Genomic DNA, 22,154 nt, shown 5'->3' with positions numbered 1-22,154 from the left:
AGTTGGCCGCGCAGCGCCGCATCCGCGCTGCAGGTTGACTATCCAAGTGAGTTCTGCCCAAGCCGAGGCCGGAATGCCGGGAAGGTGGTAGGAATGTTTCTGAGCCTAACCTGAACTATTTCTGCCAGCCTTGATCAAGCCAACCAGCGAGGGCTGCGGTTGGCCTGCCTTCGTCGAATACGATAAGCCCAAATTCATGAAGGGCTTCTCGAAGAGAAGATAGCTGACATAGGCGAACGGAACGAGCGCTATGAAGCAAATCAGCGCCCAGACCTGCCCAGTGTAGTAGTAGGAAATATCCATGACGTTTCGCTGCACATAATCTGCCATCAGGAACACGACGTAAAAGTGCCAGAGATATATCGAGTAGGAGTATTTTCCGATTCTGGCGATGGAGTCTGACAGCAGCCCACGGGCGTGTTGGAATGATCCGCCATAGTAGGCAATGAATGCGCCGAAAAAAGCTCCTTCAATGGTAGGCAGAATAATCCAGATGGGAGACGGGGAAGGGTATTGCGGCATCCGGTAGAAGCCGCCCATCCGATCATAAAGGTAATAAAATACGCAAAATGCCATACCCAGTGCCAAGGCGAGGACGTGTTTTCGGATGATCATTGACCTGTAGTGATAGGCCAGGATTCCAAATACAAACTGGTCAAGGCGGCCGACAAGCGTCCAATAGGCCGGCCAGAACACGGTGCCGTTGTATATGAACAAGAAGGTTCGCAAGCCGAGGGCTAGAAAGATTGCTGTGAAAAGAAGCGCTGGCGATTTTCGGCAGAGAAATAGGAGAAACGGAAGCAAAAGGTAGAAGTGGAATTCCACGGTTAGAGACCATGCGCCGTTGGGTAGGGTCGGCTCGATCACGCCAGTCACGAGGCTTCTCAGGTAGCCAAGCATAGCGCCCCCAACAAAGTATTGTCGCACACCTTCAACGAGCAACATCATAAAAAGAAGCGGAAGAAGGCGAGTTGCTCTGCGCGAGAGGAACGCAAGGTAATTCACTGATCTTCCATCAAGAATCTTGGCGAAGAGATATCCGCTCAGCGTCATGAAAAGCGCAACTCCTGTATGACCCTCATCCAGAAGAGCGAGAGGGAAAATTGAGGGAGCACCTTCAAACGGAACTGGATAGCCATTTGCGTAGTGCAGGAAATGCCAGCTAAAAACCATAAACGCAGCAAGTGCACGGATGTGATCGAGACCTACGTCTCTGGTTCGCTCTTTGATTTCGGTCATTGCTCGAATGGAGTTTGAAGAGAGGATGTATTTCCGGGTTATCTCAATCGAGAGAGCATTTCAATCAGTTGGGATGCCGGCGACTTAGAGTGGCGTGCTCCCGGTTATTCAAATGCAGGAAACACGAGCAAGCTCTCGAAAGTAATGCACCAGATTGACAGGAAAACTTGAATCTATATGGGCTGCTTTAGCGGTGTTATCTATGCAACCAACATACCGGTCAAAGCTTAGTTTTCATGGGTGCCGGTGAATTTGCCGTCGTCTAGTGAGACCAGGTGCAATCTCTGCAAGGAAACAGATGAAAGTTGGAATTGACGCTCGCAACCTAGTGACAAAGACGACCGGCATAAGCCGATATGTCCAGGAAATGGCTCGTCACCTAGCGTTAGCCGGCCACGAGATATTTCTCTATATTCCGGAGAAGCCGTATAGTGAGCCGCTAAAGGCCCCTAACGTACATGTCAGCATTTCGGATTTCGCAGGTGGTCCCCGTCGCATGATCTGGGCGCAGACAGTGCTTGCTCACATGGCGCGGCAGGACGGCCTCGATGTTTTCTGGGGGCCGGCGCATAGACTTCCATTCTACCTTGATCGAAAGATCGCACGTGTCGTGACTGTCCACGACCTTGTTTGGCGCGAACAGAAAGCAACAATGCGTCTGCAAACGCGGTTGGCCGACCGATTTCTGATGAAGCCGGCTGCCAATTCCGCCGATCAAATTGTTGTGGATTCAGTTGCTACGGGTGAAGCGTTGTGTGCCCTCTCCAAGGGCTATGAGAGCAAGCTTCGTGTAGTCTATCCGGGTGTTACGAAGCTCGCAAAACCAAAGCAACAAGATACGGTTTCGTCTTTTAGGATTGATCGCCCTTATGCCTTATTTGTCGGCACCCTGGAACCCCGCAAGAACCTGAAGAGCCTTTTGGAGGCATATGCTCTCTTGCCACAAGAGGTCCGCAAGGGCCTTTTGCTTGTGCTCGCGGGGGGGCAGGGTTGGCGGCTCAGCGATCTTGAATCCCACATAACCGATCTAAATCTTCGGGATTCGGTACGACTGACCGGTTATGTTTCCGATGAGCAGCTCGCAGAACTTTATCAGAACGCGAAATTTCTTGCGATGCCGTCGCTTTATGAAGGTTTTGGCTTCCCGATAGTAGAGGCACATGCCGCAGGCGTGCCAGTTCTCACGTCGAATACTTCGTCGATGCCCGAGGTTGGCGGGGGTGCGGCCCTCTTAGTCGACCCATATGATATTCGCTCGATTTCCGCTGGATTGGAAAAGATGGCGACCGACGCTGGTACTCACGAAAAGCTGGCGGAGAACGCACTCGATAATGCTAAGCGCTTCGACTGGAATTTGAGCGCGTCGCGCCTTGAAGAAACATTTCGCGATGCGATCGCATTGAGAAGGCAACAACTTGGCTAAACTACTTAACGAATTCGTAGGCTTGGAAAAACGCGGGACAAAACATTCTTTTCGCTCGGATGTCTCACCCGACGGCCGGGCAACTCTGTCCTTATTTTATCGAAGAGGATCGGCAACCCGCCACCGAGGCATCCGCGCTTAATGAATATTGCTGCCATGTTAATGAGTGTGCCTACTGTATTGCGGATGACAGGCGCTTGATGTTAAGTCGCCCCCCAAATTGCGCTTCATGGGGGTTGCTAATGACATCGAAGATTGCAGTTATTTATCTGGCTCGTCTGGCCGAAGGGTTTGCGGCGTTTGAGGCCTTTGCCGATTCCTACAGAAAGCATGCGGCCGGAGAGCCGCATGATCTCGTCATTCTCTGCAAAGGTTTCACCAAGCCAGGAGAGTTCGCTGGTATCAGCGCGGTGTTTACCGGGCTTCCGCATCAAATCATTACTATTCCGGATGACATCGGGCTCGACATTCACGCCTATCGTGAAGCATGCCTGCGGCTGAAGCACGAGTTCGTCTGCTGCCTCAACACGTTCGCCCACATCGAGGCGGATGACTGGCTGGAAAAACTATGGCGAAATTTTTCGCAACCAGGCGTCGGAATGGTCGGCGCCACCGGCTCCTTTGAAAGCCTTTATACAAGCTACAAGACGATCAATTTTGTAACCTGGGCAGCGACGTCGCCTGCCAAGTTTGATCGCCGGCTGGCTGAAGACTATCGATGGCTACTACAGTCGGTCTATCCACCAAATGTCGCGGCTCTCGAATCACCGAAGATTAGAGCGAGACGCCTCATTGGCGATCATCTCAACAATCGGTCAACCGTGGAAGAGTTGATCCCTCAGTTTGAAAATGTCTGGGCGGAAACACTTAGCCTCTCCAATGGCAACTCAGTGTTTCGCGACTTTCCACATTTCCCCAATCCCCATATTCGCAGCAATGCCTTCCTTGTAAGGCGAGACGATCTGCTGGCCATCGCGCTTGAGGATAAGGGAAAAATGAGCGCATGCCGGTTTGAGAGCGGGAAAGACGGGCTCTCCATGCATATGCTCAAGCGCGGCTTGCAGCTCATTGTCGTCGGCGCCGACGGTATCGGGTATCCGATGGATCAGTGGGCTAGTTCTAACGGCTTCCGCTCCGGCGATCAATCCAACCTGCTTGTCTCAGACAACCAGACGAAGGTGTATGCCTCCTATTCCGACCAAGTGAAGAAAACTCACCGGATCATGGCCTTTGGTGGCTTTTCGAACGAATTCTCGGACGATATCGCCCTCTTCGGACTGCCATACGCAAAGACGATGACGCTCGCCGAGAGAGCGGCAAACTTTGCCCAACCTAAGCAGCCATCCAAGCAGCGCTTCTTCTCAATCGCGATCCCAACACATAATCGGCTTGATCTCGTTCTGGACGCGATCAAGACCGTCACGCATCAAAATTACGACAACTGGGAGATTGTCGTTTTTGACAATGCATCCAGAGAGCCGATCGCAGACGCCATCAACGCGCTTGGCGACAAGCGAATTCGCTCGGAACGATCCGACGAATTTCTTCCCGTCACATCGAGCTGGAATCGCGCCATCAATATGGTCAAAGGTCAGTACGTCACCATGGTCGGCGATGATGATGGCATCGCGCCGGGATATTTCGAAAGGATCAACGAACTGGCAGACCGGTTCGACGACCCCGATCTTGTCGTCTCAAACCTTTATCAGTTCATGCATCCTGGCGTCGTTCCCGGAAGGCGCCAGGGCTACGTGAATGGCATGGCCGTGGCGGACTTCTTGATGGACAAGGATCAGCCGTTTGTCCTTGATCGGGAAACCATCAGGCAGTCCGTCGACAATTCCTTGAAAATGAACCGGTCCTTCCAGTTCAACATGCCTGCCTTCTGTTGCAGCAAAAAGCTGCTGGAGAAGATGCGCGTTGGTGGGAACGTCTTGCATTCGCCTTTCCCAGATTACTACTTCGCCAATCTGGCCATGCATCTTGCCGAAAAAGTCATTGCCGAGCCTCGCTACCTGGCGTTCCAAGGCGTTTCGAAAGTCTCCTTCGGCTTCACGATGATGAACCAGAAGATCGGCGACGGGTTCAAGGTTCTCAACCATGACGTTGAAAAAGACGTCATCTACAACGATGTTTCCAAGCATCTTTTGCCAGGGCCGCGCTACCAGTCAGAATATATCGTCACCATGGCCTATGTTGAGAAATTCATTGGAGATCCTCGACGCCGGACCGATTATCGGAAATACCGGAAGCATCAGATCTGGCAGTTCCTCCAATCTCAACAGTCGCTGTACCGATGGGCGAAGCGGGACGCGGGACGTGAATTCCTGCAGAAGCTATCTTCCGATGAGCGGCGATGGGCCATAAGGGCGAACGCATTGCGCATGCTCTCCCTAATAAAGCCACAGCTTTTCGGACGCGTTGGCAGAAATCTCGAAAGGGAGATGAGCCCTTACAAGTTGGCGTTGCCCGGCGTGACCTACCAAAGCGGAGAGCATATTACCCTTTTCGACGTCTTCAAGGACATTGAAAGTGGTGAGTTCTTCAAGACTAAACGAATGAGATCACCCAAGCTTCCCTGGTTTGTCGAGCGAACGATCAATGAACACAGATAGACGGCAACTTCTTTTTCATCCGATGACTGTAGTCATGGCACTTGAGGTCGCCGATAAAGCAGCGCGCTTAACGAAGCGTGCATCGTGCTGGCTCGCGCATACCGCGCGATAAGCTTAGGTGCAGACTACGAGTGAGCGCAACGAATGGCCCACGGTTTTCGTGATTGACTATATAGGTTTCTGGCTCTCGGTCAGAACTTCTGCTTTGCCCGCTTCGGCATAAAGAAGGTTCGGATACCCTTGGGCTTGGCAACGGTGATACGGGAGCAACGACGGCCGCGAATGCAAGGACGAATCTTGGCCTTACCTCTGCGGCGACAGCGACAGCCACTGTTGGGTGAGCGCGACGAAGGACCCACCTTTTCTTTTGTGAATGAGGCCGCGAGATAAGCTCCTTCATCGATAGGAGCGGAATGGAATGGTTGGAGATCGCGCTGATGCCATGCTTGAAGTCATGGATGAAGGCATGCATGAAGCCAGGCATGAGGGAAAGTATCGTCGGATCGAGGTGATCACCGGTCGGCGCCAGCGGCGGAATTGGTCTGACGAGGAGAAGGCGTGGATCCTTGCGGAAAGCGCAGAACCTGACGTGAACATCTCGGCGGTTGCCCGGCGCTGGGGCGTCAATCGCGGCTTGCTGAACGTCTGGCGTCGGGACGCTGGGCTGACCTCTCAACGAACCGCGAAGGCCGGCGCACAGCAGACGATGTTCGTGCCGGTGACAGTGGTTGGCGATCGAACGCCTCCCGGAAGCTCGCCGTCGGATGTCGCCCACTTTGCCGCAGGTCGGATTGAGATCGAGATTGCTGGCGGGCGCATGATGGTTATCGGCTCGGTAGCGCCTGAGCTGGCGCAGGCGATGGTGGCGGCATTGCGAGGGCGTCGGTGATCGGAGTTTCGCCAAATGGCGTGAAGATCATGGTTGCGACGCAACCTGTCGACTTCCGGCGCGGGATGAATGGGCTTGTGGCTTTGGTGGCATCCGCGCTTGCGGCCGATCCCTATTGTGGCGACGTGTTCGTGTTCCGCGCCAAGCGTCTCGATCGCCTTCGCTGCATTTACTGGGACGGATCAGGCATAATCCTAGTGACAAAGTGGTTGGAGGCGGGCAAGTTTGTTTGGCCGTCGATCCGCGATGGCGCGATGCAGATGAGTGCCCAGGAGTTCTCGCTTTTGCTGGCCGGCATTGACTGGACGCACGTCAAACGAAACGCGGTGAGGAAACCCTCAAAAGCAGGCTGATCCTATTGGTTTTGCTTGAAGATTCAGGCCCATATGGTAGGGTCTGTCATGCCGCTTCGACCCGATCCCTTGCCCCAGGATGCTGCGCAATTGACCCGGATCATTCTCTCGCTCGACGAAGAGAATGCCGATCTCAAAGCGCGCGTTGCCTTCCTCGAGGACCAACTCTTTGGGCCGAAATCGGAGAAGATGACGGTGCTTCACCCGACGCAGGTGGCGCTCGATTTTGGCGATCTCAATGAGATTCCCGTTGCTGCCAATGATGATGTCGCGCCTGTCGGTGAAGACAAAACGCAGGCACGGCGATCGCTGGATCAAACGGACGATCCGGCCGCGCTATGCATGCCGGGCCTGCGAAAGTGTTGTTGTGCAGGCGCTGGCACCAGCGCGCGTGATGGACGGTGGCATGGTGACCACGGCGTTTGCAGCTCATATCGCGACTTCGAAGTTTGCCTGGTATCTCCCGCTCAATCGTCAGGCCCAGATGCTCGCCTCCTACGGCGTCATCATTGATCGGGGAACACTCGGCTTGGGTGACGCTGGTCGCCTGGTGGCTAGAACTTCTCTATGACGAGCTACTCGCCTTCATCCGCTTGTAGCCGAGGATGTTCTGTGACGAGACGCCGCTCCCGCGGCTTGATCCAGGGCGTAAACGCACCAAGGTCTGCCAGTTATGGGCCCAGGCAATAGACGACCGGCCGTGGAATCGTCCGGCGCCGCCGGCGGTTGCTTATATCTTTGCCAAAAGCCGCAGTGCGCGCGAGATCGAGGGGCAATTGGCGTCCTTTGCCGGCGTGCTTCAGGTCGACGGATACCAAGCCTATCAGGCCATGGCCAAGCGCCGAAGGAAGAGTAATGTCGCGCCCATGCGGCTGGCCTTCTGCCTTGCCCATGCCCGACGCAAGTTCGTCGATGTCGTCAAGCTCACCGGTTCCTCGGAGGCTTGTCGATCCTTGCCAGGATTGCCGAGATCTATCGGATCGAAGCGAGACTGCGCGGCGAAAGTGCCGATACCCGGCTTGTCGTGAGGCGTCGCGAGGCAGCTCCAGTCATGAGAGAACTGAACGTCCATCTCACCGAACTGAGCGAAGAGGTGTCGGCAAAATCGGCGTTTGGCAAGGCCGTCACTTACACACTCAACCACTGGAGCGGACTGGGAGCCTTCCTCGATGACGGCCGGGTTGAGGTAGACTCCAATGTCGTCGAGCGTTCAATGAAATCCGTGGTTCTGATGAGAAAAAACTCGTTATTCGTGGGCAACAAGCGCGGCGGCAAGACCTTCGCTATCCTCGCATCGCTCGTCAACACCTGCAAATTGAATGGTGTGGACTCCAAGGTCTGGCTTGCCGAAGTGCTGGAACGCATCATCGCGGGCAAAGTGAAAGCCGGCGAGATGGAAAGTCTCCTGCCGTGGAACTGGAAGGCTGAGCGCGAGGCGATGACAGAGCAGGAGCGACGGGCGGCATGACGCACAACAACCAGGGCATGACGACCGCACGACCGAAGCTTGAGGCGTTCGAGGGGTTTATCAGGGCACGTCGCCCAGCATCGCCAATCTGGTCAATGAGCGGTCTCGATGGCTATCTCACGGCTCTCATCATCGGATACGGCATGAGCTAACTTCGTTGCGGCGAAGAATATCAACACAGCTCCCGTGGCGACATCGGGCGCCGGCGCTAGCAATTCCGCATCTACCGAATCAGCGATGCCCTCTGGTTCATCGGTGACCGTCAGTGTGGGCGCTAGCTGGGGCGACGGTGCGGGAGGCGCTTCCCCTTTAGCCTCTACGCCGGAGACGACGTCATGACCGACGCGAAGGCTCAAATCACAAGCCATGACCGCGGCTGTGGCTTCCACGGTTGCGCAGCCCGAGATCAAGGCCGATCTGTCTGCGGTGCCGGCGATCATCAGAGAGCCGCACGAAGAATCCTGGCACTTCGATAAAACCGGCATGCAGGATCAGCCTACCGCGGTCTCCACCGTATGGGTACGACGGTCTCCACAGACTTCGGTCTACACAGCATTCATGTCCACGAGAACAAACACCGCATTCGCAGAAGACGACAAAAGTCCTGGAAAGCTCGACGACCAACAGAGCTACACCACTCCCTGGGACATCACCCAGGAAACCCTTGAGTTTGATGTAACTTAGCATAGTTGCCCGCGTCACGCTTGCAGGTGTTCGGACAGTAGACGATATTGCTGAGCGGTGGCTTGGTTGCCGACGCTACTGTCGCCGGCGAGGGAGTTCCTTTTGAATTGGTTCAATTCGCCGCAGACATGCCTGCGGAGGCGACTTTTCACGAAAAGCCAAGAGCTTTCAATTTTTCAGGCACACCCCAGAAAGCGAGCGCCTCGTAGTCGGGATAGGAATAGACTCCACGATTCAAATGAATGGAGCCTGAGTTCGCCTCAAGATGTCGCTCGACTAGGTCAAGCACAGAGACAGGGCGGCCGCTGCAGCAATTTATGACGCCCGAAACCTCCTTTTGTGTAATCACGCGTGCGAAACGCTCAGCCACGTCCTCGATCGGAAGATAGTCGCGAAGCTGATCGCCTGGCGACATATCAAACGTGGACCGCTTTTCCGCGAGCGCCTTGTCGAGCTGCGATAAAAGACTTCTTTCCGATTGGCCTGGTCCATACATGTAGAACAGCCGCATCCATTGTAACGTGAGCGGCTGCGCCTTCTGCATAAGCTGAACGGTCTTGCGAAGCGTATCCTTAGCAAGACCATAGGGCGTCGTTGGGCATGTCTCTGCATCTTCGGCCAAAGGGCCGAATTGCAAACCATATTCGAGACAGGTTCCAGCAACCACCAAATGAGCTACGCCCCATTCGACAAGCCAGCGGAACAGGGCGATTTCTGCCCCGAGATTATGCGTGAGGTTAAATAGACCACGATAGTCGGGAAGACCCGGCCAGGCGAGATGAACGAATACGTCAGGGCGTTCCATGCGCGACGCCATCGCTTCTGGCTCCCGATATAAATCGAAAGGCAAAAACGTTACCTGGTCCGCCCACGGCATTTTGGTTGCTTTGCTCGCATCCCGAGCGATCGCCACGATATCGTGCCCATCTTTAAGGAGGCGGGCTACAACATGCCTCCCCACAAAGCCCGTGGCGCCCGAAACCGCGATTTTCACGGCAGAGTGGTCAGCGTGGGGATGGCAACGACGAACTTACCACCCCAGGTACGAACCACAGACTGTGTTTCAACGACCTCCGCGGCAATATTCCAGGGCAAAATCACGACCCAGTCCGGCTTGCGCTTCGCCAGCTCATCGGGATGCAGGATCGGTATGTGGCTGCCCGGCATGAACTTTCCCTGCTTAGAAGGTGCGGCATCGCACACGAACTGCAAAAGATCCGTCTTGAGCCCCGCATAGTTCATCAACGTATTGCCCTTGGCAGCGGCGCCGTAGGCCGCCACGACCTTGCCGTTCCTTTTTTGCTCCAGCAGGAAGGAGAGAAAGTCATTCTTGATGACGTTCGCCTTTTGCTGAAAGCCAAGATAGGTATCGAGCTTCTTCAGGCCGAATTTCTCTTCCCGTTCAAGCAGTTCTGGCACACTCGGCGAAGTCGCTCGCGAATCTGCCGTGCGGCACCCGTACACCCGAAGACTCCCGCCATGGGTGGGGATTTCCTCCACATCAAGAAGACGCAGGCCGGCCCGCTCAAAGATGCGTTTCACTGTTCCGAGTGAAAGATATGAAAAATGTTCATGGTAAACAGTATCAAACTGAACGCTCTCTATCAGACGCATCAGATGTGGAAATTCCAGCGTTACCGTTCCGCCAGGTTTCAGCACAATTTCGAGGCCAGCCGTGAAATCGTTGATATCGGGCACATGCGCGTAGACATTGTTGCCGCAAATAAGATCCGCCGATTGACCCTGGCTCACTAAAGCGCGTGCGGTTTCTGTTCCAAAAAACTTTCGAAGCGTGGGCACGCCAAGTTTCTCTGCGGCATCCGCTGTGCTATCCGTCGGCTCAACGCCTAGGCACGGAATCCCCTTTGCAACGAAATTCTTTAAGAGATACCCATCGTTGGAAGCGACCTCAATAACAAAGCTCGAGGATGACAGCTCCAGGCGTTTCTCAATCTGGTCGCAATAAGCCTGGGCATGACGAAGCCAGCTTTGCGACGTTGACGAGAAATAAGCATAATCGCGGGCGAAAAGATCTTCAGCCTTCTTATAATCGTCGGTTTCGACCAGCCAGCATTCCTCACAAACAAACAGGCGCAACGGATTGTGGATTTCCGATTGCGTAAGCTGTTCTGCGCTCAAGTAGTCATTTGAGGCTGGAGCATGACCGAGGTCCAGGAAAACAAACTTCAGTTCGTTTGCACAATGGCGGCACTTCATAGGTCTACTCCATGGAAATTTTCGTCAAGAAGGGGATGGCTCACATCCCTGGATGAAAGATGAACTGGTGGCAACGGCCATTCTATGCCCACGCGAGGATCGTTATACCGCACGCCGCCTTCGTGTTCCGGCGAATAAAATTCCGTGTGCAGATATAGAAGGCGCGAGCTTTCTTCCAGCACCTGAAATCCGTGCGCACATCCCTCAGGGATCACAAAGGCGAGACGATTCCCAGGGGAAAGCTCGACGCCATGCCATTGCAAGAAAGTGGGAGATCCGCGTCGAAGGTCTACAGCAACATCAAAAACCCGTCCTTCGATGCATCGAACGATTTTCATCTCGGACCGTGGGGTATGTTGATAGTGCATACCTCGGACCGCGCCGACGGCAGCGGTCATTGAAATGTTCGCTTGGCATATTGTCCGATCGCCGATCGCAGGTGCGAGTTCGTTCTGGCAATAGACCCGAGAAAATGTTCCACGCGAGTCGCCGATAACCGTGCTTTCCGCGATAAACAGTCCTTCAATCTCCGTTTTCGTCAGTTTCATTCCGCGCCCTCGGACCAAGCTATGCTTCGCGTCGACGCCAGCTCGCAGTAACGTTCCAGTTGGCGTGACGATGGTACGTTGCCGCTTTCAATGAACTCCCGATACCAAGAAATCGTCAATTCGACGGTTTCGGCGAAAGATAGAACAGGCCGCCAGCCTAGCAACTCGCGTGCCTTACTGCTGTCAAGATAAAGAAGGTTCGCTTCGTGCGGCTGCTGCGTGGCCGGATGGAACCATTCGACAATCGGCCATTCGCCCCGCATGGCTTCAAGCACCTGGACAACCGGACGATTGCCCTCTTTTTCAGGTCCGAAATTCCAAGCCTCGGCAACCTTGATGTCACCTTCGAGTAGTGCTTTGCCCAGCATGAGATAGCCGGCGAGGCATTCAAGCACGTGTTGCCAGGGGCGCGTCGCGGAGGGAGATCGGATTTCCAGCTTTTGCCCGGCTTTCACCGCGCGGATAAGGTCGGGGATTAACCGGTCTTCGGACCAATCGCCGCCGCCAATGACGTTTCCTGCCCGCGCGGTCGCGAGTAGCTGGCCACCCTTTTCCAGAAACGACCGGCGATAACTCGCCGCCGCGATCTCCGCCGCCGCCTTCGATGCGCTATAGGGATCGTGGCCGCCCAAACGATCGGTTTCGCGATAGCCCCAAACCCATTCATTGTTTTCGTAACACTTGTCCGTCGTTACGGCGACGATCGCCTTCACCGCCTCGCTGGCGCGGCAGGCATCCAGAACGTTTACCGTTCCGGTGACATTGATATCCCAGGTATCGATAGGTTCACGATATGAACGTCGGACGAGAGGCTGTGCGGCAAGATGGAAAACGATCTCTGCTCCGCTGGATACGATAAGATCGCGAACGGCGTTCCGATCGCGAATATCGACGAAGTGAGACGGCATATCCAAGCCAAGCAAATCCCAATGGCTCGGCTCAGTTTCTGGCGCCAGCGCGAGCCCCACGGGCTCTGCGCCAAGCTGGCGGAGCCAAAGGCACAGCCAGCTTCCTTTGAAACCGGTATGGCCCGTGACGAAAACCTTCCGATTTTTGTAAATGTTGCCGAACATGCTTACCAGCTCTTCCACGGAGCATGGCCGGAAGCCCACATGTCTTCAAGCAGGTTCTTTTCACGTAGTGTGTCCATTGCCTGCCAGAAGCCGGTATGTTTATAGGCCGATAGCTGATTTTCGCGGGCAAGCGTTTGGAGCGGTTCCTGCTCCCAGATTGTAAGATCACTCTCGATGTAATTGACGGCGGAAGGTTCCAGAACGAAGAAGCCGCCATTGATCCACACGCCGTCACCTGCCGGCTTTTCCTGGAATTGCTGAACCGCACCATTCTCGATCAACAATGAGCCGTAACGGCCCGGCGGTTGGATCGCCGTAACCGTAGCCTTACGGCCGGCGGCACGGTGATGTGCAATAAGTGTCGTGATATCAATGTCTGACACGCCATCGCCATAGGTGAAGCAAAACGTGTCGCCGTTGAGATAAGGTGCCACGCGCTTGAGGCGACCGCCCGTCATCGATTTCTCCCCTGTATCGATGAGGGTGACATTCCAAGGTTCAGCGTTGCGCTGATGTATTTCGATCTCATTCGACTGCATCCGGAACGTAACGTCCGACATATGCAGAAAGTAATTCGAAAAATATTCCTTGATTATATATCCTTTATACCCAAGGCAAATAATGAAATCGTTGATGCCATGGTGGGAGTACATCTTCATGATATGCCACAAGATTGGCTTGCCACCTATCTCGATCATCGGCTTTGGACGCAGATGTGACTCCTCGCTTATTCGTGTCCCATATCCACCCGCCAAAATGACCGCTTTCATCAAATACCTCTATATCTTTTGTAGTCGCTCGCTCGTCTTCATTTCCACTCCGGCTTATCGCATAACAAGATGCCTTCGCAAGCGCTTCCATAAGCCATTGAACATGAAAATGCCATCGACTATCCGTGGGTGCCGGGATAGTTTCATTATCAATAATTGTTCCCGCGAAATGTGTACAGACCCAATGGCCGGCGTCTGCACGGGTGCTGATGGCGCGTTGGTGTGCCGCTTCATCCAAAGGTAAGCAAATGGATAAGACGCACGCAAAAACTCACCATGAATGGCAATTTCCGCCATTGGCCCTGCTGACAACGAGAGATGCATCATATTTGTGCGCAGGAAGCCGCCGAGCCGTCGGAGAAAAAAGATGCGAGCCTGCGCCACAAGCTTGAACGCAAAAAGTCTTTCCGTTAGCGCACCACGTATATGACGATCAAGAATGGAACGGAAGACTGCTATCGGAATAACAAAGGAGACCAGCGGGATGACGGCACCGGAAACGATATCCTCTACGGTTTCAGTCCTCCACCCTTCGACAAGCCGAGGTTCGGGATTACGTCCCTCGCTGTCTGCTTCGAGAACGGCATAGTTCATGTCGAAGACGGCCACAACGTCGTCGACACCCACTCCAAGCGCGTGGAACTGACGAGCGTCGCGGACGTAGTTCGGGAACAGCGCAGTTTTGGCGTCCAGAAAGACGACCAGTCCGGACTCCGGCAACGACGCTTTTATCGCTTCGCCACATCCCATCAAAACATCTTCAGCCGCGACGGCGATGGCTGGATCGGGGGAGAGTGCTAGAAGATCTACGAACTTCTCGAAATAACCAAACGCGGGCTGCAAGGATGTGAGTAACTGATCTGAGCAGAGCACGATCACACGCGATGCTTTTTCGAATTGTCCGCAAACGCCAAGCAGGGCCTCCCGTATGTCGCTCTCGTCACAGTCGCTGCAGCGCATGATGAGGGTGACGTCCGGCCGGGTGCGGTGCTGGAAGCACCGAGAAAGCGTTGCCTCTACCTCATGTTTGTAGAAGTCCCGCGTCATGCCGGTCTGCACGTCGAGCTTAACCGGTCCCATGGATGTGACGATTGTCTTATTTCCGTAGACCTTACCGAGACGCTGTCCAAGGAAGTCAGAGCGCTCCTGCCATTCGGCGACGTTACCTTGACCCAGATGTCGTAGCGGAAGGTTGATCGTGAAAACAGGTAGACCCTGCGCCCACGACCGGATGCAGAGCAAGGTGTCATAGTGGTGGAAGCCTCGATATTCCTTATCAAAATCAAAAATGAGATCTTTATGTATTACCAGCAGGTGGCCGTCGAGATGTACGGCCGGCAATGGATGCGGGAACGGATAAAGAATCCCGTGGTGATCGACCATATTTCGGACAATCTTGAAATAGGGATAGCTGACGCCTGCGGGGCCGAGTAGTCCCCAGGCGAGGCCGGCATCCTCGATGAGCGCAATCTGCTCCATCAGACGATGCAGAAAATCCTCTGCAAAAAAGATGTCCGCGTGCATGATCAGGAGATGCTTACCTAGATGACGTGCTCTCACCTGTTCCAAGAACGTGAAATAATCGAGCTGGGAGTTGTGGTTGACAACGAGATCGACGGCAATGGCATCGGATATTCGCCATTGCTCAAGACACTCCAGCGTGGCAGCGGTTGCCTGGTGATGCTCTCCGACTAGAATGGCAAGTACGAAGTCATTGAGAGGGATGGTCGGGCTCATAGGCTGCCCCTTCGGCGAAGAATGCGACGGAAGAGGAAACGCAGAGACAAGGTTCTTTTCATTAAAAAGACAAATCCGTGCCGATTAAAGGTGTCCCGCGCCAGAAACGCATATTCGCCCAGACCGGTTAAATCAATAGCCGGTTGCTTTCCCAATCCGACTTTATCGGTATGAGCGACGGCGCGCGTGAGGGCATCCCTCAACTCAATGGCACTTCTTTCCCATGAAAAGCGTGCAGCAAAGGCGTGTGCACGTGAAGCCAGGCGATAGCGCTCGTTCTCGTCATTTGCAAGCGAAAGGATCGCCTTCAAAAAACCTTCGGCATCGTCGACGAGAATCCCAGTCTCTTTGTCGCGAACGACCTCGGTGTGAGGACCGTGTCGATAGGCGATCGCAGGCGTCCCCTGATACTGAGCCTCCAACAAAGGCAAATTCAATCCTTCCCAGTGTGACGTACTGACGAAAATGTCACTGCCGGCAAATGCTGCACTCATTTGGTCGGCCGGTAGATTGAGACATGGTTCGATGTTGTGGGCGTGCAGCAATGCCGCTTCGTCGTCGCCACCTCGCCCAACAACGACGAAGCGAAGTTTGGGTTGTGCTAGCCTGGCACGTTCGGCAATTCCGAGGAATTCAGAAAATCCTTTGTAGGGCTGTTCGTCGGTCTTGATCTGCACGCGGCCGACCCAGAGCACGACGACAGCATCTGGCTCGAACTTTAGATTGTCGCGAAACCGCTGAGCTTCCTGTGCCGCAGCTTTCGAGTAATGATCACAGCCAAGATATACGACGGCCGCCACGGCGCGAGATTTTTCGGGCAACCAGTTCCAGATGCTCTGCGATATGCATAGGATCTTATCCTGAGCACGAAGCTTAGGAAATACACGTTTGAAACGATAAGCGACTGACGCCTTTAGATTGCGCCCTATTTCCGGCGCAAAAAAGTGGGCGGGCGGAGTCCCATATTCGATAATGACCACGGGCGCGCGTAGCAGTGGCGTGACATCATAAAACGGAGGCGTATTGACTACCCAGACATCAATATCTTGATCATTGAAGTAGGCTGCGAAGTTCATGATATTGCGGGGCATGGAACTTGTCGTGAGAGGGGTTTTCTGACCTGACAAGTCGACCACTCTATAGGGCCTTGGAACGGACCTATCGAGCTTCTGGCAAAAAACCACGACGTCGTGGCCTCCTTTTGTAAGGAGGCTGGCATACTGATCAACTACAAGGTCAACGCCGTAGCCCAGAAGCAATCGTTCTGTTAGGAAGCCGATTTTCAAGGCCATCCGAATCCCTTTCTCCTGGGGCTTAGAGGGCTTGCTCATATACCTGCATCAGACGATCCAGGTGATGCTTCCATGAAAAATTCCCGCTTCGAGCCAAGCCAGCTACCCGCATCTGCTCTGCATTTGCCGGATCATACACGATCGCATTGATCGCCTTTGCCGTGCCTTCGACATCGGAGGGCGAAACGAGGATTCCCGCATCGCCAATCACCTCTGGCATGGACGAAGTGTCGGAGCAGATCACAGGACAACCCGATTTCATTGCTTCGAGAATGGGCAGACCAAACCCTTCATAGAGGGAGAGATAGAGAAAGCAATCAGCGTGATGGTAGAGCGACGGCAAATCCGTCAACTCGGCGAAGCCAGTGAAAATTACACGATCTGCAAAACCGCATTGAGCGAGATAGTTTTTTAGATCGTCGTTTTTCCAACCCCACATGCCTGTACAGACTAGGACGTAAGGTTCCTTGGGATTGGCCCGGACGAAAGCTCCGAAAGCATTCAGAACTTGCTCGAAATTCTTTCGCGGTTCGATTGTGGACACCGATAACAGATAGCGGTGATCTTTTGGAATGCCGAATTTCGCAAGAAGCGATTCTCGATCCGCAAATACGCCCCAGTCGAAAATAGGATCGGCGTCAATATAGTTCACACTTACTTTAGCCGGATCAACATCAGCATGCATTAAAAGGTCGTTTCGTGTGGCAGCAGAAATGCAGAACACATGATCGAAGTCGGCAAGACGCTTCATTTTCATGCGCTCTTTTGTGATGTTCAGTTCCTCATGAAATTGCGGAAACAAGGTCGTCGTCAGATCGAACCATGTAATCACATTGAGCTTTGTGTGCGATGGAGGTTCGAAGAACCAGTCGATGCAATGATAGACATCGACTGCCTGGGTTGCCTTGGCAATCGCGGTGCCGAGACCGGGCATGTAGTTGTGAAACACGTTGCGAGTTAGCTTGCGCCGAATTTTCTCGACCAAACTTTCCCGCTGTATCCCCAAGATCGCGGCAACGTCGCCAAGTTGGAGAAAGGCTGCGATCTCCTGGTCTGTGACATTGCGGTCCCCGATGAGAATTCGGAAGTCTTCCGGGGCAACGCGTTCACGGTAGCCACGCGCTACAGCATAACTGTAGTTCACTATACCTGTGCGGGGAAACCTGAGAGCGTAGCCGTCAAAAGCGATTTTCAATGGTCTGCCTCAAATCAAATTGGGTCGCATTGCAGAATACAGACCAAGATCCAGGATCTCGATCCTGGGATGCGCTTTCACATGCCGGGCGATTAGTGGCTTGATCTCTTCAAGCCTTGCCACAGCGGCATCCTTGGTATGGCGCGCAATCCATTGATTATTCCAGAACAATTTCATTTTTGATTCAAATAGCGCGCTATTCGCTGAAAAATACTTCCATGTCAGGATCAAGTGGCTGAGGGCCATGCTAAATTCGTGGACTGCGACCGAGTGCGAATTGTAGCGAGCCTCAAAAATGCCTTGTGTCATATGTGCGACAACCGCGTCATGACAGTAAAGACATTGCCCTCCATCGAGCCAAGCACGCCAGCTCAGGTCAACATCTTCGCAATATAGATAGATGGTTTCATCGAATCCCTTGGAGCGTTCGAAAAAGGCGGCAGAAATCAGAATGCAGGCTCCGCTACACCAATTCACCTCGAGTGTCTGCCGGTTAAAAGCCCTGGGGGGATTTTCGATCGGGAATTGCCGGGCTTCGACGATACTGGCTCGACCGGCGCTAGCAACGAAAGTCGAGTAGAGTTTTTCCAGGGCATCGGGCATGAGGATCATGTCCGGGTTCATCGTCATGAACGCGTCAAATGAGTCGGAGAGTTTTTTGGTAAATTCGTTCCAAATCAAATTCTGCTTTTCGCCGTAACCGCAATTTCGGTCTACCGTGATGAGGTTTATAGTGAAATGATCTTCGGTAAAGGCCTTAATCTGCTCTAGGGCGGATTCCCGCACAGGCTCGTACACGGCGACATTCACGGTTAGCCTGTATCGTTCGCCGACGCCGTTTTGATGGCGCAGCGATAGGACACAATCGCGCATATAGCGCTCGAACTCGGCAGCGCTTGACGAGATTTGAATGGGGATATGGATCATGCGCCCGCTCTCAATAGTGCCCAGGCCGGATTTTTTGATGCGGCCATACAAAGAATGTTCGTGGGCAGTTGCTTTGTTCAGTTCTGTTGGTCAGCGTTGCCACAACCAAAGCGTATTGCGCCAGCGTCGTCTCCGTCATCTTGGCGTCCAATTCGCCGCGACTAATTCAATCTGCGGCGTTCATATTCAAGGACATCTCGAACCAATACATCGAGATCTAGCTTAGGTTGCCAAGATAACTCGCTTTCTACCCGGGCTGAATTCCCAACCATATATGGAAATTGGTCGGGAATTGACGGGTTCTCCTCGACGGCAATACTGAGACGCGCCTCCGACCTGAAAAGGCTTACAAGCTCGCGCATGCGCACCGCATTTCCGGAGCAAACATTCCATATCTGACCACAAAGCTCCCCTGGCATGGTCAACGCCTTCCAGTATGCATCCACAATGTCAGAAATGTGAAGAAAATCTCTTTCACTATCGAGGCTGCCGACCCGGAGTATAGGATCGTCGAGACCAGCTTCGATTCTTGTAATAGACTGCGCAAAACGGGGTAAGGCATAGAGCGGCGACTGCCCAGGCCCGCTGTGGTTGAACGGCCGAATAATAGCAAAAGAAAGACCTTGCTGACCGAAGTGTTGCAGTGCAACCTCGGAGGCCACCTTGGTTGCGGAATAGTCATCCATGGCATTGATCGGTACGTCTTCCGTCACTGGCAAGCGCTGCGCAAAGCTTCGTCCGTACACCATCCCCGTGCTGACGTAGTAGAGTCGGCACGAGGGCGCATGACGCAGTACAGCGGAGGCGATGTTTAGGGTTCCGTTGAGATTAACTCTCCAGGCTTCCGTGCTGGTTGCAAGCCTTGGCGAAGCTACGGCTGCTAGGTGAAGGATGCGATCAGGCGCAAATTTGCGAACGGCGGAATTCACGGCCTCAACATCGGCAACATCAGCGACAAAATAATCGACCCCGTCAAGCGCTATCGTCGGGAGTTGTTGCACAAGTCCTCCCACCGCGAGATCGCAAGCCTTGCGCTCGACCATCAGCCTTTGGCACATGTGACTTCCAACGAAGCCGGCCGCACCTGTTACCAGAATCCTCATCTCGTTGGTTAAGCCTCTCTTTTTGAAAGCCGTTTAAGGTCGGCCTCGACCATTTCCGAGATCATCTCACTGAGACTGATCTCAGGTTGCCAGCCAAGCTCCCGACGGGCCTTGGTCGAATCCCCGAGCAAAACGTCCACTTCGGCTGGCCTAAGGAAGCGTGGATTTGTTACAACGTGATCTTCGTAGTTCAAGCCTACGTGAGCGAAGGCTGATTGACAAAAATCTCGGACGGAAGTGGTGACGCCTGTCGCGATAACATAATCATCGGCAACATCCTGCTGGAGCATCAGCCACATTGCGCGTGTGTAGTCTTTGGCATGGCCCCAGTCGCGCGTCGCATCAAGATTGCCAAGCGTCAACTTATCTTGGAGCCGCAACTTGATGCGTGCAACGCCGTCGGTGATCTTGCGCGTCACGAACTCGATCCCGCGGAGCGGCGACTCGTGATTGAATAAAATACCCGACGTAGCGAACAGCTTATGACTTTCGCGATAGTTAACGGTAATCCAATGTCCGTAAAGCTTGGCAACGGCATACGGTGACCGAGGATAGAATGGCGTCTGCTCGGTTTGACGCGGTTCCCGGATAAGTCCGTACATTTCAGAGGAAGACGCTTGATAGAAGCGCGCATCAGGGCAGCAAGTGTGCAAAGCCTCCAGCATATTTGCGACACCAACCGCGGTAATGTTCGCCGTTAGAAGAGGCTGGGACCAGGACGTTGCCACAAACGATTGGGCGGCGAGATTGTAGATTTCGGACGGTTCAGCGATCCTGCATGCACGCATAAGTGATGAAAGGTCGCTGAGGTCGCCATCAAGGATCTCGACATCGTTGGCTATGCCAAGCCATTGCAGTCGTGACAGATTTAGTTCAGATGTGCTGGATCGACGTGCCAAACCAAATACGCGATAACCCTTAGTCAGCAGTAATTGCGCCAAATAGGCTCCGTCTTGACCGGTAATCCCTGTTATGAGAGCCGATTTGTTCATAAGCTGTCTTGCTCCTCGTTAGCCCAGTCTTTGGACGATTTTTTGATACATACTCATCGCCACAGCCGCAGATGCTGCCCCGGGGTCTCGAAACCGTGCCGCGATGTTGTGACGGTCGCTGTCCTTCCAACTGCTTAGCGCAGCATATAGTGCAACAGCCCAACTCTCTGGATCTTCGGGCGGAACAAGAGTGGCTAGTGCCTGTCCTGCCTCCCGATGAGCCGGAATGTCCGACGCGACAACGCGCGCACCGTAGCTCAAAGCTTCTGCTATAGGCATGCCAAAGCCCTCATAAACTGAAGGATAAGCAAAAGCGCGACATGATGCATACATGACGCGAAGATCATCCTCCGGAAGATAATCGAGGAAACGGATTTGCTTGGCGTCAACTAATGTGGCGGTGATATCCGGCAGTAATTTCCGTCCCCAACCGGCTCCCCCCACGACAATCAATGGAAAAAGCGAGCGCACATCCTCATCCAGCATCCCGTAAGCGTCGATCAGGGTTCGTACATTCTTCCGCGGCTCAAGCGTGCCAACGCAAAGTAGAAAGCCACCTGGTGTAAGCTCAAACTGCTTCAGGACCTTATCAATCTTTTCCTCACGAAATCGTTGAGGTGCTTCTATCTGTGGGGGAATAACAAAAACCTTTTCGCGCGATATCCCGTAGAAATGCTCAATTTCGCCCGCGCTGAAATACGAGATTGTATGAACAGCCGGGACCTTAGCTATTACCGAGTCAAGCACTTCAAGTAGTTGAACGCGTTCTGGCGGATGGAATTGAGGATACCGCTTGTATGACAAATCGTAGATCACAGGGACAAAGCGTGTTTCGTGCCGACTTGGCGCGATGAAGTTAAATGCGTGAAAGAATGCAATATTTTGCCCACCGCGAGTTCGTTGATATTGGCAGCCATTGGCGCCGCGGTAAGCCCGGCGAACCAGTTCATTTTTCTTCAGAAGACCTAAAATGGAGTCGCGTTCAGGCTGGTTCTGAGCGCCCGAATGAACGTCTTGAAACGACTCAACTGGCAGATCATGCCATTCAAAGCGATGATAACCCCGGAAGATAAGCGATGGAAATTCCGACTTGAGTGACCTCAGAAGAGCATGCTCGTAATTGCCAACACCCGTACGCCTAGAGACCAGAGGCGAGGAATCCACTCCAATTCTGATGGTATCTAAAGGATTCGGCTGCATAATCTGTATTTCGCCACCACATCGGATTGCATCGTTCTAACCAATCGCAACATACGGCCTGTGCGATCAAATGAGCGAATTTGCTCCCCTTACAACGAACTGCCCCTTATTCCAATACCTCGATGGCCATCCAGCCGGTCCTTCCAAACCTTATCGGGACAACAAAGCCAGATAATCACCAAAAAACATGCTACATTAATCTCCGCCAATTTCAGCTATAACGTACCATCCGCTGAAGAGCGCGGAATTGGACCTCTCTTGCGGCCGTCCGCACGTCACGTACGGATCTGGCCGAGACACGCAGAGCCATCCGCGTCTTTCCGGGACGTCACAGTGGCTCTCCAATAGATGCGACGATATTCGAACATAAAGCGCTGATCTGTTGCAGACGAGACCCGCAATGTCTGTACGGCCGCAGCTCGAGCGTAA

At 53.6% G+C, this 22,154-nt stretch carries 18 protein-coding genes and 2 pseudogenes; 7 read left to right on the top strand and 13 right to left on the bottom strand.

The features are described 5' to 3' along the window. Positions 1 to 105: 105 nt before the first annotated feature. Positions 106 to 1,239 carry an acyltransferase family protein gene (locus ACXHXG_RS24360; protein WP_457901002.1) on the bottom strand — a complete coding sequence of 378 codons (1,134 nt, stop codon included), beginning with the start codon at positions 1,237 to 1,239 and terminating at the stop codon, positions 106 to 108. 298 nt (positions 1,240 to 1,537) lie between these two features. Here ACXHXG_RS24360 and ACXHXG_RS24355 point away from each other — a divergent pair, with 298 nt between their 5' ends. The 7 genes and pseudogenes from ACXHXG_RS24355 (at position 1,538) to ACXHXG_RS24325 (ending at position 8,671) form a co-directional block, all read left to right on the top strand. Beyond that, the gene (locus ACXHXG_RS24355) at positions 1,538 to 2,662 is read left to right on the top strand and encodes a glycosyltransferase family 4 protein (RefSeq protein WP_457901001.1); all 1,125 of its coding nucleotides are present in this window, start codon (positions 1,538 to 1,540) and stop codon (positions 2,660 to 2,662) included. A gap of 242 nt (positions 2,663 to 2,904) precedes the next feature. Beyond that, positions 2,905 to 5,277 (top strand): glycosyltransferase family A protein, encoded by a 2,373-nt coding sequence (locus tag ACXHXG_RS24350; protein ID WP_457901000.1) that lies wholly within the window; start codon positions 2,905 to 2,907, stop codon positions 5,275 to 5,277. Between the two features lie 418 nt (positions 5,278 to 5,695). After that, positions 5,696 to 6,166: an IS66-like element accessory protein TnpA gene (gene tnpA, locus ACXHXG_RS24345; RefSeq protein ID WP_457900999.1), complete on the top strand. Its 471-nt coding sequence runs from the start codon at positions 5,696 to 5,698 to the stop codon at positions 6,164 to 6,166. Next, complete coding sequence (gene tnpB, locus ACXHXG_RS24340; RefSeq protein WP_457900998.1) at positions 6,163 to 6,519, top strand: IS66 family insertion sequence element accessory protein TnpB; 357 nt, start codon at positions 6,163 to 6,165, stop codon at positions 6,517 to 6,519. Before tnpA ends, tnpB begins: the two co-directional genes overlap by 4 nt. A gap of 48 nt (positions 6,520 to 6,567) precedes the next feature. Further along, positions 6,568 to 7,987 (top strand): annotated as a pseudogene (gene tnpC, locus ACXHXG_RS24335) (IS66 family transposase). Continuing rightward, positions 7,984 to 8,124: pseudogene (locus ACXHXG_RS24330) on the top strand (UPF0149 family protein); the annotation flags it as partial. The pseudogenes tnpC and ACXHXG_RS24330, both read left to right, overlap by 4 nt. 229 nt (positions 8,125 to 8,353) lie before the next feature. After that, positions 8,354 to 8,671 carry a hypothetical protein gene (locus tag ACXHXG_RS24325; RefSeq protein WP_457900997.1) on the top strand — a complete coding sequence of 106 codons (318 nt, stop codon included), beginning with the start codon at positions 8,354 to 8,356 and terminating at the stop codon, positions 8,669 to 8,671. 148 nt (positions 8,672 to 8,819) lie between these two features. On the opposite strand, the gene ACXHXG_RS24320 is transcribed toward ACXHXG_RS24325, so the two are convergent. The 12 genes from ACXHXG_RS24320 to ACXHXG_RS24265 form a co-directional block, all read right to left on the bottom strand. Continuing rightward, positions 8,820 to 9,665 carry an NAD-dependent epimerase/dehydratase family protein gene (locus ACXHXG_RS24320; RefSeq protein ID WP_457900996.1) on the bottom strand — a complete coding sequence of 282 codons (846 nt, stop codon included), beginning with the start codon at positions 9,663 to 9,665 and terminating at the stop codon, positions 8,820 to 8,822. Next, positions 9,662 to 10,888, bottom strand: a complete 1,227-nt coding sequence (locus ACXHXG_RS24315) for a class I SAM-dependent methyltransferase (protein ID WP_457900995.1) — start codon at positions 10,886 to 10,888, stop codon at positions 9,662 to 9,664. The genes ACXHXG_RS24320 and ACXHXG_RS24315 overlap by 4 nt, the downstream gene beginning before the upstream one ends. Continuing rightward, positions 10,885 to 11,436: a dTDP-4-dehydrorhamnose 3,5-epimerase gene (rfbC, locus tag ACXHXG_RS24310; RefSeq protein WP_457900994.1), complete on the bottom strand. Its 552-nt coding sequence runs from the start codon at positions 11,434 to 11,436 to the stop codon at positions 10,885 to 10,887. The genes ACXHXG_RS24315 and rfbC overlap by 4 nt, the downstream gene beginning before the upstream one ends. Continuing rightward, on the bottom strand, positions 11,433 to 12,509 hold the full coding sequence (gene rfbG / locus ACXHXG_RS24305; RefSeq protein ID WP_457900993.1) for a CDP-glucose 4,6-dehydratase: 1,077 nt from the start codon (positions 12,507 to 12,509) through the stop codon (positions 11,433 to 11,435). Before rfbG ends, rfbC begins: the two co-directional genes overlap by 4 nt. Positions 12,510 to 12,511: 2 nt before the next feature. After that, on the bottom strand, positions 12,512 to 13,279 hold the full coding sequence (rfbF, locus tag ACXHXG_RS24300; RefSeq protein WP_457900992.1) for a glucose-1-phosphate cytidylyltransferase: 768 nt from the start codon (positions 13,277 to 13,279) through the stop codon (positions 12,512 to 12,514). Positions 13,280 to 13,333: 54 nt separating this feature from the next. Next, positions 13,334 to 15,016: a hypothetical protein gene (locus ACXHXG_RS24295; protein WP_457900991.1), complete on the bottom strand. Its 1,683-nt coding sequence runs from the start codon at positions 15,014 to 15,016 to the stop codon at positions 13,334 to 13,336. Then, positions 15,013 to 16,308: a glycosyltransferase family 4 protein gene (locus ACXHXG_RS24290; protein WP_457900990.1), complete on the bottom strand. Its 1,296-nt coding sequence runs from the start codon at positions 16,306 to 16,308 to the stop codon at positions 15,013 to 15,015. Before ACXHXG_RS24290 ends, ACXHXG_RS24295 begins: the two co-directional genes overlap by 4 nt. A gap of 22 nt (positions 16,309 to 16,330) precedes the next feature. Beyond that, positions 16,331 to 17,503 carry a glycosyltransferase family 4 protein gene (locus tag ACXHXG_RS24285; protein ID WP_457900989.1) on the bottom strand — a complete coding sequence of 391 codons (1,173 nt, stop codon included), beginning with the start codon at positions 17,501 to 17,503 and terminating at the stop codon, positions 16,331 to 16,333. A 9-nt stretch (positions 17,504 to 17,512) separates the two neighbouring features. Then, complete coding sequence (locus ACXHXG_RS24280) at positions 17,513 to 18,481, bottom strand: glycosyltransferase family protein (protein WP_457900988.1); 969 nt, start codon at positions 18,479 to 18,481, stop codon at positions 17,513 to 17,515. A 110-nt stretch (positions 18,482 to 18,591) separates the two neighbouring features. After that, positions 18,592 to 19,533, bottom strand: coding sequence for an NAD-dependent epimerase/dehydratase family protein (locus ACXHXG_RS24275; protein WP_457900987.1), 942 nt, complete (start codon positions 19,531 to 19,533; stop codon positions 18,592 to 18,594). An 8-nt stretch (positions 19,534 to 19,541) separates the two neighbouring features. Next, entirely contained in the window at positions 19,542 to 20,525 is a 984-nt protein-coding gene (gmd, locus tag ACXHXG_RS24270; protein WP_457900986.1) for a GDP-mannose 4,6-dehydratase, read from the bottom strand. Positions 20,526 to 20,543: 18 nt separating this feature from the next. Beyond that, entirely contained in the window at positions 20,544 to 21,725 is a 1,182-nt protein-coding gene (locus ACXHXG_RS24265; RefSeq protein WP_457900985.1) for a glycosyltransferase family 4 protein, read from the bottom strand. Positions 21,726 to 22,154: the final 429 nt, after the last annotated feature.

The sequence above is a fragment of the Rhizobium sp. LEGMi-198b genome, assembly GCF_054114205.1.
The sequence above is the reverse complement of the archived record's forward strand: the minus strand, read 5'-3'. Positions and strand labels throughout refer to the sequence as shown.

What these genes read in the sequence shown, in the direction of transcription:
- ACXHXG_RS24295 (WP_457900991.1), bottom strand. Translation starts at nt 15,016, where the DNA reads ATGAGCCCGACCATCCCTCTCAATGACTTCGTACTTGCCATTCTAGTC.
- ACXHXG_RS24265 (WP_457900985.1), bottom strand. Translation starts at nt 21,725, where the DNA reads ATGCAGCCGAATCCTTTAGATACCATCAGAATTGGAGTGGATTCCTCG.
- tnpA (WP_457900999.1), top strand. Translation starts at nt 5,696, where the DNA reads ATGGTTGGAGATCGCGCTGATGCCATGCTTGAAGTCATGGATGAAGGC.
- ACXHXG_RS24355 (WP_457901001.1), top strand. Translation starts at nt 1,538, where the DNA reads ATGAAAGTTGGAATTGACGCTCGCAACCTAGTGACAAAGACGACCGGC.
- gmd (WP_457900986.1), bottom strand. Translation starts at nt 20,525, where the DNA reads ATGAACAAATCGGCTCTCATAACAGGGATTACCGGTCAAGACGGAGCC.
- ACXHXG_RS24275 (WP_457900987.1), bottom strand. Translation starts at nt 19,533, where the DNA reads ATGAGGATTCTGGTAACAGGTGCGGCCGGCTTCGTTGGAAGTCACATG.
- ACXHXG_RS24360 (WP_457901002.1), bottom strand. Translation starts at nt 1,239, where the DNA reads ATGACCGAAATCAAAGAGCGAACCAGAGACGTAGGTCTCGATCACATC.
- rfbC (WP_457900994.1), bottom strand. Translation starts at nt 11,436, where the DNA reads ATGAAACTGACGAAAACGGAGATTGAAGGACTGTTTATCGCGGAAAGC.
- rfbF (WP_457900992.1), bottom strand. Translation starts at nt 13,279, where the DNA reads ATGAAAGCGGTCATTTTGGCGGGTGGATATGGGACACGAATAAGCGAG.
- ACXHXG_RS24315 (WP_457900995.1), bottom strand. Translation starts at nt 10,888, where the DNA reads ATGAAGTGCCGCCATTGTGCAAACGAACTGAAGTTTGTTTTCCTGGAC.
- ACXHXG_RS24290 (WP_457900990.1), bottom strand. Translation starts at nt 16,308, where the DNA reads ATGGCCTTGAAAATCGGCTTCCTAACAGAACGATTGCTTCTGGGCTAC.
- ACXHXG_RS24325 (WP_457900997.1), top strand. Translation starts at nt 8,354, where the DNA reads ATGACCGCGGCTGTGGCTTCCACGGTTGCGCAGCCCGAGATCAAGGCC.
- ACXHXG_RS24350 (WP_457901000.1), top strand. Translation starts at nt 2,905, where the DNA reads ATGACATCGAAGATTGCAGTTATTTATCTGGCTCGTCTGGCCGAAGGG.
- rfbG (WP_457900993.1), bottom strand. Translation starts at nt 12,509, where the DNA reads ATGTTCGGCAACATTTACAAAAATCGGAAGGTTTTCGTCACGGGCCAT.